Origin of the sequence: Undibacterium sp. WLHG33 (assembly GCF_049544815.1) — a bacterium.
Lineage (GTDB): Bacteria > Pseudomonadota > Gammaproteobacteria > Burkholderiales > Burkholderiaceae_D > Undibacterium.
Map to the genome: position 1 here is coordinate 3,753,945 of NZ_CP186697.1, position 13,371 is coordinate 3,767,315.

General features: G+C 51.5%; 7 protein-coding genes, 2 tRNA genes, 2 rRNA genes and 1 pseudogene. 10 read left to right on the forward strand and 2 right to left on the reverse strand.

From position 1 onward, the window contains the following. Window positions 1-26: 26 nt before the first annotated feature. The 5 genes and pseudogenes from ACOTSW_RS17030 to ACOTSW_RS17050 all read left to right on the forward strand — a co-directional run. Window positions 27-102, forward strand: a tRNA-Ala gene (locus ACOTSW_RS17030). 5 nt (window positions 103-107) lie between these two features. Then, window positions 108-184: transfer RNA gene (locus ACOTSW_RS17035), tRNA-Ile, on the forward strand. A 389-nt stretch (window positions 185-573) separates the two neighbouring features. Then, window positions 574-3,448, forward strand: a 23S ribosomal RNA gene (locus ACOTSW_RS17040). 198 nt (window positions 3,449-3,646) lie between these two features. After that, a 5S ribosomal RNA gene (gene rrf / locus ACOTSW_RS17045) occupies window positions 3,647-3,759 on the forward strand. Between the two features lie 185 nt (window positions 3,760-3,944). Beyond that, window positions 3,945-4,013 (forward strand): annotated as a pseudogene (locus ACOTSW_RS17050) (recombinase family protein); the annotation flags it as partial. A 136-nt stretch (window positions 4,014-4,149) separates the two neighbouring features. On the opposite strand, the gene ACOTSW_RS17055 reads toward ACOTSW_RS17050, so the two are convergent. Next, window positions 4,150-4,431 (reverse strand): type II toxin-antitoxin system YafQ family toxin, encoded by a 282-nt coding sequence (locus ACOTSW_RS17055; RefSeq protein ID WP_186886052.1) that lies wholly within the window; start codon window positions 4,429-4,431, stop codon window positions 4,150-4,152. Next, a complete protein-coding gene (locus ACOTSW_RS17060; RefSeq protein WP_186886053.1) occupies window positions 4,418-4,681 on the reverse strand; it encodes a type II toxin-antitoxin system RelB/DinJ family antitoxin in 264 nt (87 codons plus the stop codon). The genes ACOTSW_RS17055 and ACOTSW_RS17060 overlap by 14 nt, the downstream gene beginning before the upstream one ends. A gap of 212 nt (window positions 4,682-4,893) precedes the next feature. Between ACOTSW_RS17060 and ACOTSW_RS17065 the strand changes: the two genes are divergently transcribed. The 5 genes from ACOTSW_RS17065 to ACOTSW_RS17085 all read left to right on the forward strand — a co-directional run bounded on the left by ACOTSW_RS17065 (window position 4,894) and on the right by ACOTSW_RS17085 (window position 13,362). Next, window positions 4,894-5,496, forward strand: coding sequence for a recombinase family protein (locus ACOTSW_RS17065; RefSeq protein ID WP_423680248.1), 603 nt, complete (start codon window positions 4,894-4,896; stop codon window positions 5,494-5,496). Then, window positions 5,480-8,509: a Tn3 family transposase gene (locus ACOTSW_RS17070; RefSeq protein ID WP_423680249.1), complete on the forward strand. Its 3,030-nt coding sequence runs from the start codon at window positions 5,480-5,482 to the stop codon at window positions 8,507-8,509. Before ACOTSW_RS17065 ends, ACOTSW_RS17070 begins: the two co-directional genes overlap by 17 nt. 589 nt (window positions 8,510-9,098) lie before the next feature. Continuing rightward, the gene (locus ACOTSW_RS17075; RefSeq protein ID WP_423680250.1) at window positions 9,099-12,167 is read left to right on the forward strand and encodes a Tn3 family transposase; all 3,069 of its coding nucleotides are present in this window, start codon (window positions 9,099-9,101) and stop codon (window positions 12,165-12,167) included. A 340-nt stretch (window positions 12,168-12,507) separates the two neighbouring features. Then, entirely contained in the window at window positions 12,508-12,861 is a 354-nt protein-coding gene (locus tag ACOTSW_RS17080; RefSeq protein WP_423680251.1) for a carboxymuconolactone decarboxylase family protein, read from the forward strand. A 75-nt stretch (window positions 12,862-12,936) separates the two neighbouring features. Continuing rightward, window positions 12,937-13,362: a class II glutamine amidotransferase gene (locus ACOTSW_RS17085; RefSeq protein WP_423680252.1), complete on the forward strand. Its 426-nt coding sequence runs from the start codon at window positions 12,937-12,939 to the stop codon at window positions 13,360-13,362. Window positions 13,363-13,371: the final 9 nt, after the last annotated feature.

The window sequence follows — 13,371 nt, forward strand, 5'->3', positions numbered from 1 at the left end:
TTTGAAGTAGGAAGTAGTGCCTGAATGGGGGTTTAGCTCAGCTGGGAGAGCACCTGCTTTGCAAGCAGGGGGTCGTCGGTTCGATCCCGTCAACCTCCACCAATACTGGGGCTGTAGCTCAGCTGGTTAGAGCACCGTGTTGATAACGCGGGGGTCGTTGGTTCGAGCCCAACCAGCCCTACCAAAAGTATGTTGAGAAAACAAACGCAAATGGCGCGAGCGCTGTTTAGGTTTGTTCTTTCAAATCGAAAGAGAGTCGGAAGACTCAGTAACAAGAAGTTCTCGTTCTTTAACAATTCAGAAGAAGTAAAGTAGAAATAATCAAAATTTATTTCTGTAAAGAGATTGGTAGTAATACTGATCAGATTTATGGAAGGGTTATGATTGTATCGAACAAACAAAGTATTAAAAGAGTTTGATCAAAAGCAGCCGAAAGGCAGTTTTAGAAAAAATAAATTCTTGAGATACGGCAAACGCTAAAGTAATACTCATAAGTAGTAAAGAACTATAACCGTTTTTGGTGATGAACCTGAGTTGAGCAATCGACCCAGACACCAGAAGCTAAAGTTATAGGGACAAGTGACTAAGTGCACATGGTGGATGCCTTGGCGATATCAGGCGATGAAGGACGTAGTAGCTTGCGATAAGCTGCGGGGAGTGAGCAAACACACATTGATCCGCAGATTTCCGAATGGGGAAACCCGGCCGTAAGGTCATTTAACACTGAATACATAGGTGTTAAAAGCGAACGTGGCGAACTGAAACATCTAAGTAGCTACAGGAAAAGAAATCAACCGAGATTCCCAAAGTAGTGGCGAGCGAAATGGGAAGAGCCTGCAAGATTTAGCAGATTTGATAGTAGAACGGATTGGAAACTCCGGCCATAGAGGGTGATAGCCCCTTATACGAAATCATCTTTGTGGAACTAAGCTTGCGACAAGTAGGGCGGGACACGTGAAATCCTGTCTGAACATGGGGGGACCATCCTCCAAGGCTAAATACTCGATATCGACCGATAGTGAACCAGTACCGTGAGGGAAAGGCGAAAAGAACCCCGGGAGGGGAGTGAAATAGAACCTGAAACCGTGTGCATACAAACAGTAGGAGCGGACTTGTTCCGTGACTGCGTACCTTTTGTATAATGGGTCAGCGACTTACATTCAGTGGCAAGCTTAACCGCATAGGGAAGGCGTAGAGAAATCGAGTCCGAATAGGGCGTCTTAGTCGCTGGGTGTAGACCCGAAACCAGATGATCTACTCATGGCCAGGTTGAAGGTGCGGTAACACGCACTGGAGGACCGAACCCACTAATGTTGAAAAATTAGGGGATGAGCTGTGGGTAGGGGTGAAAGGCTAAACAAATCTGGAAATAGCTGGTTCTCTCCGAAAACTATTTAGGTAGTGCCTCAAGTATCACCAACGGGGGTAGAGCACTGTTATGGCTAGGGGGTCATCGCGACTTACCAAACCATTGCAAACTCCGAATACCGTTGAGTGCGAGCTTGGGAGACAGACATCGGGTGCTAACGTCCGGTGTCAAGAGGGAAACAACCCAGACCGCCAGCTAAGGTCCCAAAGTATAGCTAAGTGGAAAACGAAGTGGGAAGGCTAAAACAGTCAGGAGGTTGGCTTAGAAGCAGCCACCCTTTAAAGAAAGCGTAATAGCTCACTGATCGAGTCGTCCTGCGCGGAAGATGTAACGGGGCTAAGCTATACACCGAAGCTGCGGATATCCTTTTAGGATATGGTAGGAGAGCGTTCTGTAAGCCTGCGAAGGTGACTTGTAAAGGTTGCTGGAGGTATCAGAAGTGCGAATGCTGACATGAGTAGCGATAATGGGGGTGAAAAGCCTCCACGCCGTAAGCCCAAGGTTTCCTGTTCAACGTTCATCGGAGCAGGGTGAGTCGGCCCCTAAGGCGAGGCAGAGATGCGTAGCTGATGGGAAGCAGGTTAATATTCCTGCACCGTCGTATGATGCGATGGGGGGACGGATCACAGAAGGTCGTCAGGCGGTTGGAAGAGCCTGTTCTTGACTTGTAGAAGGCACTTAGGCAAATCCGGGTGCGTAATTCAAGGGGTTGAGACGAGTGAACTTGTTCACGAAGCGATCGGAAGTGGTTCCAAGAAAAGCCTCTAAGCTTCAGTCATACGAGACCGTACCGCAAACCGACACAGGTGGGCGAGATGAGTATTCTAAGGCGCTTGAGAGAACTCGGGAGAAGGAACTCGGCAAATTGGTACCGTAACTTCGGGATAAGGTACGCCCTTGTAGTTTGACCCCCCTGCGGGGGAAGGATGAAGGGGTTGCAATAAACTGGTGGCTGCAACTGTTTAATAAAAACACAGCACTATGCAAACACGAAAGTGGACGTATATGGTGTGACTCCTGCCCGGTGCTGGAAGATTAAATGATGGGGTGCAAGCTCTTGATTGAAGTCCCAGTAAACGGCGGCCGTAACTATAACGGTCCTAAGGTAGCGAAATTCCTTGTCGGGTAAGTTCCGACCTGCACGAATGGAGTAATGATGGCCACACTGTCTCCTCCCGAGACTCAGCGAAGTTGAAGTGTTTGTGATGATGCAATCTACCCGCGGCTAGACGGAAAGACCCCATGAACCTTTACTGTAGCTTTGCATTGGACTTTGAACCAATCTGTGTAGGATAGGTGGGAGGCTTTGAAGCGGGGACGCCAGTTCTCGTGGAGCCATCCTTGAAATACCACCCTGGTTTGTTTGAGGTTCTAACCTTGGCCCGTTATCCGGGTCGGGGACAGTGCATGGTAGGCAGTTTGACTGGGGCGGTCTCCTCCCAAAGTGTAACGGAGGAGTTCGAAGGTACGCTAATTACGGTCGGACATCGTGATGATAGTGCAATGGCATAAGCGTGCTTAACTGCGAGACTGACAAGTCGAGCAGGTACGAAAGTAGGACATAGTGATCCGGTGGTTCTGTATGGAAGGGCCATCGCTCAACGGATAAAAGGTACTCTGGGGATAACAGGCTGATTCCTCCCAAGAGTTCATATCGACGGGGGAGTTTGGCACCTCGATGTCGGCTCATCACATCCTGGGGCTGTAGCCGGTCCCAAGGGTATGGCTGTTCGCCATTTAAAGTGGTACGTGAGCTGGGTTTAAAACGTCGTGAGACAGTTTGGTCCCTATCTGCCGTGGGCGTTGGAAGTTTGAAGGGGGCTGCTCCTAGTACGAGAGGACCGGAGTGGACGAACCTCTGGTGTATCGGTTGTCACGCCAGTGGCATTGCCGAGTAGCTATGTTCGGAAGAGATAACCGCTGAAAGCATCTAAGCGGGAAACTCGCCTTAAGATGAGACTTCCCGGAGACTTGATCTCCTTAAAGGGTCGTTCGAGACCAGGACGTTGATAGGCTGGGTGTGGAAGTGCAGTAATGCATTAAGCTAACCAGTACTAATTGCCCGTAAGGCTTGTCCCTATAACCTTAGCAGGTATAGGCTGCAAGTGAGCAATATGAAGTGTGAGCCAATGAATGTTGGTACAAATCATAACCAGGAATAAATAATAAATTGAGATTGGTGCGAGTGAAAAACGACGCACATTCTGCTGAACTCTTCTGAATTGGATTTGTTGTGCCCCACAGAGCAAGGTGGCCACAGCAAGTCGACAAGTTATGCCTGATGACCATAGCGAGTTGGTACCACCCCTTCCCATCCCGAACAGGACCGTGAAACGACTCTGCGCCAATGATAGTGCTGCAACCAGTGTGAAAGTAGGTTATCGTCAGGCTTGTATTCTGCGAACCCCCCGTTACCCAGCGTAACGGGGGGTTTTGCTTTTAGCCAACGGATAATGCAGTCGTTTAAGAACCTTGCAGAGGGTACTTTTGATGAGGCTTTTGCGAAAATCGTCCATACCAAACTTTACCAGATCCGCTTATTGCGACACAACCCAATTCAGTGCATCGAAACTCCCTGCTGCCCAGCGGAGTTCTGCCCAAGGACGTGGCCAAAAACCTCGGCGTGTCCATTCCGATCTTATAACGCTGGATACCAGCCTCCGCGCATGCTTAGCGTACGATTTTTTCCGTTTTCTGAGACGACCCCCAGTACGTTCCATTCCTCGTCAGTGATGGTGATTTCCATAGGTGTCTTTCTCCTTGTGATGGAGCCTGGCTGCCTACAGCCCAAGCTCGCTATGCGAGCCGAGACGGACGAGTTGCAACACAGCGTCGTCCGGTTTGCGATAAATCAACACCAGGTCGGGCTTGACGTGGCAGTCCCGGTGATCCTTCCAATCGCCGGTCAGCGCGTGGTCACGGTGTTTCTCGGCCAGCGGTTGGTCGTTCGCCAAGTCGGTCACGATGGCGACGAAATCACTTGCCAGCGTCTGCCGATGCGGGCCTTTGGCTTCGCGCTTGTAGTCGCGTTTGAACTGGCCGGTCTGTTCAATCGTCCGCATTCAAGTCCGCCATCAAGTCCTCGACGGTAGCGAACGACTTCAGGCCGCCACGGCGCGCTTCCTTCATCGCCTCGATGGTGGTGGCGTTTGGCACCAACGGCTCGAACGGCAAGGCTTTCTCGCGGGCGACGCGGGTCAGCATGATGCGAAAGGCGTCCGACACGGTCAGCCCCATCGCCGCCAGCACGGCGGTGGCCTCTTCCTTGATGTGCTCGTCGATGCGGGCACGGACTACTGCATTTGCAGACATGGTTTGATCCTCCGGATTAATGAGCTACATTGTAGCCCATATTTGCACAGAGCGAAGTAGGCATACTTTGCCCGACATGTCGTAAAACAAATGTTTTGCGACATATCTGCAACAGTCCTATGCACCAACCTCTGGATGGCCTCAAAATTGTGCGGAAAACTCTGTCGCCATGCGCTACCATACGGAAACCTGTTTTCGATAGTTATCCGCCTATGTTGGTTGGTTACATGCGCGTGTCGTCGGATTCCGACCGGCAGAGCACGGACTTGCAGCGCGACGCGCTGCTCGCCGCCGGCGTCGATCCGCGTCATCTGTTCGAGGATCACGCCTCTGGTGCGAAGGATGACCGCGCCGGCCTGGCGCGGTCGCTCGAATTCGTCCGCGCCGGCGACGTGCTGGTGGTGTGGAAGCTCGACCGGCTCGGCCGCTCGTTGTCGCACTTGCTTTCCATCGTGACCTCGCTAAAGGACAAGCGGGTGGCGTTCCGTTCTCTGACGGAGAACCTGGATACCACGACGCCCTCGGGCGAGTTCCTGTTCCAGGTGTTCGGCGCGCTTGCGCAGTACGAGCGCGCCTTGATCCAGGAGCGTGTCGTGGCCGGCTTGGCCGCCGCCCGCAAACGCGGCCGGATCGGCGGTCGGCCGCAAGCGATCACCGGCGAGAAGCTGGACGCCATCGTTGCCGCGCTCGATGGCGGCATGTCCAAGGCAGCGGTGTGCCGAAATTTTAGCGTCAAGCGCACCACGCTGATCGAAACGTTGGCGCGAGTGGGGTGGCATGGCACGGGAAGGACGGATGATGGGCAACAAGAATAAGCTGCTCACCGTCCTGTCGGACGCCGAGCAGGAAGCCCTGTACGGCTTGCCGGATTTCGACGACACCCAACGGCTGGAATACCTTGCGCTGACCGAAACCGAACTGGCGCTCGCCAGCAGTCGGCCCGGACTCCCCGCCCAGGTCTATTGCGTCTTGCAGATCGGTTACTTCAAGGCCAAGCACGCTTTCTTCCGCTTCGATTGGAACGAGGCTGAGGACGATTGCGCTTTCGTGTTGAGCCGCTATTTCCACGGTGAGCCATTCGAGCACAAGGCGATCACCAAGCACGAGCACTACACCCAGCGCGAGCGGATTGCCCAGTTGTTCGACTACCGGCCGTGGACGGCCGATTTCCTGCCGCATCTCGTGCGGCAAGCCGCGCAAATCGTGCGCCGCGACGTGACACCTGGGTTCGTGGCCGCCGAGCTGATCGTCTGGCTCAACGAGCACAAGATCATTCGGTCCGGCTATACCACCCTGCAAGAGCTGGTCAGCGAAGCCCTGTCCGCCGAACGTCGGCGCTTGGGCGGCTTGCTGGCGGAAGTGTTGGACGAATCGGCCAAGGCTGCGCTGGGCCAGCTCCTGGTGCGCGACGATACCTTGTCTCAACTGGCGGCGCTCAAGCAGGACGCCAAGGATTTCGGCTGGCGTCAGATGGCCCGCGAGCGCGAGAAGCGCGCCACGCTGGAACCGCTGCACGGAATCGCCAAGACACTGCTGCCAAAGTTCGGAATCTCACAGCAGAACCTGCTGTACTACGCGAGCCTGGCGAATTTCTACACTGTCCACGATCTGCGCAACCTGAAGGCCGATCAGACGCATCTCTACCTGCTGTGCTACGCCTGGGTGCGCTATCGGCAGCTCTCCGATAACCTGGTCGATGCGATGGCCTACCACATGAAGCAGTTGGAGGACGAAAGCAGCGCGGGCGCAAAGCAATCCTTTGCCGCCGAGCAGATGCGCCGTCAGCAAGACACTCCGCAGGTCGGCCGCCTGTTGTCGCTTTACATCGACGACAGCGTGCCCGATCCCACACCTTTCGGCGATGTGCGTCAGCGCGCCTACAAGATCATGCCCCGCGATACGCTGCAAACCACGGCACAGCGTATGAGCGTGAAGCCGGTAAGCAAGCTGGCTTTGCACTGGCAGGCAGTGGACGGCCTGGCCGAGCGTATCCGCCGTCATCTTCGCCCACTGTATGTCGCGCTCGATTTCTCCAGCACCGACCCGGAAAGCCCGTGGCTCGCGGCGCTGGACTGGGCCAAGGGCGTGTTCGCCAAGCAGCAGCGCCTGTCGCAACGGCCGCTCGCCGAATGTCAGGCGTCCACGCTGCCGAAAAGGTTGCGGCCGTACCTGCTGACCTTCGATGCGGATGGCACGCCGACGGGCCTGCATGCCGACCGCTACGAGTTCTGGCTGTACCGCCAAGTCAGGAAGCGCTTCCAGTCGGGTGAACTCTACCTCGACGACAGCCTGCAACACCGTCATTTCTCCGACGAGTTGGTTTCGCTGGACGAAAAGGCCGATGCACTGGCGCAGATGGACATCCCGTTCCTGCGGCAGCCGGTCGATGCCCAGCTCAATGTGCTGGCGGCCGAACTGCACGCGCAATGGCTGGCCTTCAACCGCGAGCTGAAGCAGGGCAAGCTGACGCACCTGGAATACGACAAGGACGCGCAGAAGCTGACCTGGCACAAGCCCAAGGGTGAGAACCAGAAGGCGCGCGAGAAGTCGTTCTACGAGCAACTGCCGTTCCGCGACGTGGCCGACGTGTTCCGCTTCGTCAACGGGCGGTGCCAGTTCCTGTCGGCGCTGACGCCCTTGCAGCCGCGCTATGCGAAGAAGGTCGCAGACGCCGACAGCTTGATGGCGGTCATCATTGCGCAGGCGATGAATCACGGCAACCAAGTCATGGCACGCACCAGCGACATCCCTTACCACGTGCTGGAGAGCGCTTACCAGCAGTACCTGCGCCACGCAACGCTGCACGCGGCCAACGACTGCGTCAGCAACGCCATCGCCGCGCTGCCGATCTTCCCGCATTATTCGTTCGACCTCGATGTGCTGTACGGTGCCGTCGATGGCCAGAAATTCGGCGTCGAGCGGCCGACCGTGAAGGCGCGCTACTCGCGCAAATATTTCGGTCGCGGCAAGGGCGTGGTCGCCTACTCGCTGTTGTGCAACCACGTGCCGCTCAACGGCTATCTGATCGGCGCGCACGACTACGAGGCCCATCACGTGTTCGACATCTGGTATCGCAACACGTCGGACATCATGCCGACCGCGATTACCGGCGACATGCACAGCGTCAACAAGGCCAACTTCGCCATCCTGCACTGGTTCGGTCTACGCTTCGAGCCGCGCTTCACCGACCTTGACGACCAGTTGAAGGAACTGTATTGCGCCGATGATCTGGCACTGTATGAGAAATGCCTGACCCGGCCGGTCGGAAAAATCGACCGCGATCTCATCGTCAACGAGAAGCCAAACATTAACCAGATCGTGGCCACACTCGGGCTGAAGGAGATGACGCAGGGCACGCTGATCCGCAAGCTGTGCACTTACACCGCGTCGAACCCGACACGGCGCGCGGTGTTCGAGTTCGACAAGCTCGTTCGCAGCATCTACACGCTGCGCTACCTGCGCAATCCGCAACTGGAGCGCAACGTGCACCGCTCGCAGAACCGGATTGAGTCCTACCACCAGCTACGCTCGGCCATCGCCCAGGTCGGCGGCAAGAAGGAGCTGACCGGGCGCACCGACATCGAGATCGAAATCAGCAACCAGTGCGCAAGGCTGATCGCCAACGCCGTCATCTACTACAACTCGGCCATCCTGTCGCGGCTGCTGACGAAGTACGAGGCGAGCGGCAACGCCAAGGCGCTGGCACTCATCACCCAGATATCACCGGCGGCCTGGCGGCACATCCTGCTGAACGGGCATTACACCTTCCAGAGCGACGGCAAGATGATCGACCTAGATGCGCTCGTGGCGGAGCTGGAACTGGAATGACGGAAATTTCTGGGGTTCCGGCTTACAACCCCATATTTGGTTTCAAAAACTCAATTTTAGTATCAGATAAATCTGCAATTGGCTTTTCATTCTGTTTCTGGCAAATTGTAACCCTCCCGTAAAATCAAGCCATGCATAACTAGAGTTCTTGAGGCAAACTTATATGCCAAGGGAGAACAGAAATGCGTAAGAGCAGATTTACAGAGACACAGATCATCAATTGGCGTATGGCCTTAAATCGTTTTATGATTGAGTTTGGTGATCGCATTCAAAAATACGATCACTGACTTGTTCCGTGGCATTTACACAGAAATTCTTACAGGCTCAAAGTTCCACAGAAATGATAAATCAGCCGTTTTTTAAAGTCCGTTGACATATTCTATCCCTCGACCATCAAATCGTTGAATGTAGCGCGTTCTGACAGGCCGATCTCTCGCCCCCTCCCCAGCACTTAAATCGCGATTATTTATGGCCGCGACGCACGGCTCCAGCGCTTTATCAACCATTCCAGCATATCGCCTCTCGAATTGCAGTCGGTTATTCAGGATAGAATGCCCGCCCGCATTTTTCATTTCACGAGAGGTCTCCAATGCCAAGAATGACTATTTTTAATGCCTTGGAGCAGGCGGCCTTCGATTCTCCACCTGTATTTAATAATACTGAGCGCTATAATTTCTTTTTTGCACCTCTCATGTTCACTGATCTGATGGAAGGGATGCGAACGCCGACCAACAAGGTTTGCTTCATCGTAACCGCAGGCTATTTTAAAGCGCGCCGAAAATTTTTCGCACGACAATTCCACCAAGCGGACATCGAATTCGTCGCCAAACAAATTGGCCTAAATCCAAGCGATATTCTGCCTGAAGCTTATAGCAAAGTAACCTATCTTCGGCACCAAAATTTGATCTTACGTTATTTCGGTTGTAGTGCTTTTGACGATGCCGCGAAAGTATTCACAGCGAACGAAATCGCGATGATGGTGCGCGTTCAATTCCGACCAAAATTAGTTCTCCTGGAAATCATCGAACAGCTAACCACCAAAAAAATTGCAATGCCTAGCTACGCCATTCTCGCCGATCTAATTGTCGCAGCGATCAACGATTATCAGCGTGAGCTAGGGCACATTATTACCGCTAGTCTTACCGAGTCACAGCGCCAGAAACTCGATTCTCTTCTGTTGAAAGAGACTAAGTACGGCACAGATGATAGTCGATGTTATTCGCTCACGTTATTGAAGAAGCCATTTCAGTCGACGCAGCCTTCGAAAATCAAAGCTAATCTAAACGACTTTGGAACCTTGCTCGCATTTTATCTTGATTTGAAACCGATCATCGATTCACTTTCCTTGCGTTATGAGTGTGTTCGTCATTACGCCTATTCTGTGATCAAATTTCAAGTGCCGCAAGTCTCTCGCCGTTCGGCGGAAGATCGCTATTTGCATTTGATCGCATTCATTATTTTTCAGACCTATAAATTGCATGACACGCTGATTGACACCTTGTTGTTCACAGTGCAGTCGGCTCGTAACATCGCTGAGAAAGCACATAAAGAATCGTACTATCAAGACCGAGAACAGCGCGAGCAAAAATTCTTCACGCTCGCAGATCGCCTTGGACAGACCATCATCGGAACCGTATCGGCGATCAGACATATCATCGCCGATGATGCATTAACGGACAGCCAGAAAGTCATCGCTATCGACACGATGCTATCTTTGAAGACACCAAGAGAAGCACCGGTTGAGCAACAGATCAATGACTTCAAACAGAACATGGCTACCATTCATCATGGACAGGACTATTACGTGCTTCTTGAACAGCAATCGTTGAAGCTGCAAAATCGCATTGCGGAAATTGTGCGCAAAGTGCAATTTGATTCGCATTGCCGCAAGCCAGAATTATTTGCGGCCGTACTGCATTACCAAGGCAATGCAGGTGCCATCGATAAGCATGCACCCACCAATTTTCTTTCTTACGAAGAGCGGGCAGCAGTCGTCGGAGTTGACGGAAAATTTCGGATCTCGCTCTATAAAGTACTGCTTTATATTGCGATCGCCGATGCGATCAAATCCGGCACCTTAAACTTGGTGCACTCTGAGAAGTACCGTTCTTTGGATGACTACCTGATTGCGAAGTCCGATTGGGACGCGAACCGCGAAACCTATATACGCCGTGCGCAGTTGGAACAATTCGTTGATTGCGGAGCCACGTTACAGGAACTTAATGAGGCGCTCGACGCCCAGTATGAGGAAACGAATAGGCATTTTTCTGCCGGCGACAATCCACTGCTCAGTCTTCGCCCGGATGGCAGCTTTCAGATCAGCACACCGAAGCTTGAGGAGACAGAAGCACTTTCTCTTTCTACCTTTTTCCCAGAACGCAAATACATTTCTTTGCTCGAAGTATTGGCAACGGTAGATCAAACAACAGGCTTTCTCGATGAATTCGAACACTGGCAACCAAAGCATCAACCAGCCAAGCCCCAAAAGAAAGTCTTCTTCGCCGGTATCATCGGCTATGGATGCGACATCGGTCACAGAAAGCTTGCGCAAATCTCCAAACAAATTAACGAGAATGAACTTGATACTGCAGTCAATTGGTACTTTACTTCGACTAATATTCATAGTGCCAATGATCGTATTTTGCAGTTTGTCGATAAGATGGAATTACCCAATCTTTATCGACAACAAGCAGACGTGTTGCATACCTCGAGCGATGGGCAAAAATTTGAAGTCGCTGTCGACTCCTTGAATACCAACTACTCATTCAAATATTTTGGAAAAGATAAAGGTGTGAGTGTCATAAGCTTCATCGACATGCGCCACTTGCTATGGCACTCTACCGTCATCACTTCCGCCGAGCGCGAAGCAGCTTACGTGATCGATGGTCTGATGCGCAATGATGTCATCAAGAGTGACATTCATTCCACGGACACGCATGGTTATTCAGAAGTGATCTTTGGATCGACCTATTTGTTGAACACCATGTTCGCGCCACGTATCAAGGGCATCGGTCGACAACGTCTATATGCGTTCAAGAATCGTAAATTTTACGAGGATAAAGGATATGCCGCGCTGCTACCGCACCGTGCGATTCGTGAAACGATAATTGAGCCACAGTGGGATGAAATTCTGCGCTTCATTGCGACCATTCGGTTAAAAGTAGCAACCGCATCACAACTTTTTAAACGACTAAATTCTTATTCCAGACAACATCCCTTGTACCAGGCATTAAAGGAATTTGGTAAGCTACCGAAATCAATTTTTATTTTAAAATACGTTGACGATCCGATGCTTAGACAATCGATCGAAAAGCAGCTCAACAAAGTTGAAGGATCACACAAATTTGCCAAGGCGATTTCCTTTGGCCACAATCATGAGTTCATTCAAAGTGAAAAAGAAGATCAGGAAATCGCAGAGGGTTGCAGGCGGTTGATCAAGAATGCGATCATCTGTTGGAACTATCTTTTTCTGACGCGCGCTTTGGAGGATGAATCAGATGAGGCGCGCAAAGCGGAATTGATTGAAGCGATTCGCAACGGTTCAGTGGTCACTTGGCAGCATTTCAATTTGCATGGCGAATTTGATTTCTCAGATGATCGAATGGTTGATTCGGTTGGATTGACTGCGCCAAGAAATTTGACACCAAATGGAGGTTGAAAATTTGAGCCTGCACAAAAAAATCAACCTCTTAAAAGGCGCTACAATCAACGATCTGATGGTCGGTGGATAGAATATGTCTGCCGACCTTAAAAAACGGCTGATTTATCATTTCTGTGGAACTTTAGCTCCGTTTGTTTAGACGCACCCTTTATTGGTAAATATCTTTAATTAAAGTAAGTAATCGATTACTATCTTAACAGAGTGAGCAGCCTTTTCAAGTGATTTTTGATGAGATTATTTAGCAGTTTGCGATGCCTCAATATCAGCGAAATGGCTGACCGCTTTTATTTACTGTTGAGACATAATGACGTCACCAACATCAATTAAGGAGCAATTTATGGATAAGAATTTTCAAGATATTACAAAGTCAATTTCTGCATCATTAGCGACATTGCGGACAGATACGCCGGATGTCATGAAAGCCTTCTCGATGCTGGCACAAGCAGCAAGCAAGGATGGCGCTTTGGATAAAAAGACTAAGGAATTAATCGCACTTGCCCTCGGCATTGCGGCCCATTGTGATGGCTGCATCGGCTTTCATGTGCAGGCTTTAATTAAACTAGGCGTGAGTCGTGCTGAGTTTGAAGAAATGCTAGGAATGACAGTCTATATGGGTGGTGGGCCATCATTAATGTATGCGGCGGATGCTTTGACCGCATTCGAGCAGATGTCGACGCCCACCGTAAGTTAATAAAGAGGCTAACAAAACAGAGTAGTGAATCAAAAATTAAACTGGTAATTACTTCTGAAAATGTAGGATGGCGTGATGTGCGAATTATTGGCGATGTCTAGTTCGGTACCTGAACGACTTAACTTGTCCCTGCAATTGCTTGCATCCCATGGCGATAAGCAGCATGGAACGAATGATGGTTGGGGAGTGGCATATTATCAAGATCAAGATGTTGCTTTATTTCGAGAGCCTCAAGGTGCAGGCAATAGTCGTTTATTGGAATTTTTACGGGAAAATGGTCCCGAGACCAATATCGCCATTTCACATATCCGGCGCGCGACGATCGGCGCTCGGCAGCTAGCCAATACGCAGCCTTTTGTTAGGGCGATGGCGGGGCGGAGGTTGTGTCGCAATAAGGTAGAACGGACAAAAAATGTGGCGAGAGTCCGGAAAATTAAAAAGCTAAACTATAAAACTGTTCAGCTTTGGACAAAGGCTGACCTTTGGAGGCCCAACGGATAATGCAGTCGT

What these genes read in the sequence shown, in the direction of transcription:
- ACOTSW_RS17055 (WP_186886052.1), bottom strand. Translation starts at nt 4,431, where the DNA reads ATGCGGACGATTGAACAGACCGGCCAGTTCAAACGCGACTACAAGCGC.
- ACOTSW_RS17060 (WP_186886053.1), bottom strand. Translation starts at nt 4,681, where the DNA reads ATGTCTGCAAATGCAGTAGTCCGTGCCCGCATCGACGAGCACATCAAG.
- ACOTSW_RS17065 (WP_423680248.1), top strand. Translation starts at nt 4,894, where the DNA reads ATGTTGGTTGGTTACATGCGCGTGTCGTCGGATTCCGACCGGCAGAGC.
- ACOTSW_RS17070 (WP_423680249.1), top strand. Translation starts at nt 5,480, where the DNA reads ATGGGCAACAAGAATAAGCTGCTCACCGTCCTGTCGGACGCCGAGCAG.
- ACOTSW_RS17075 (WP_423680250.1), top strand. Translation starts at nt 9,099, where the DNA reads ATGCCAAGAATGACTATTTTTAATGCCTTGGAGCAGGCGGCCTTCGAT.
- ACOTSW_RS17080 (WP_423680251.1), top strand. Translation starts at nt 12,508, where the DNA reads ATGGATAAGAATTTTCAAGATATTACAAAGTCAATTTCTGCATCATTA.
- ACOTSW_RS17085 (WP_423680252.1), top strand. Translation starts at nt 12,937, where the DNA reads ATGTGCGAATTATTGGCGATGTCTAGTTCGGTACCTGAACGACTTAAC.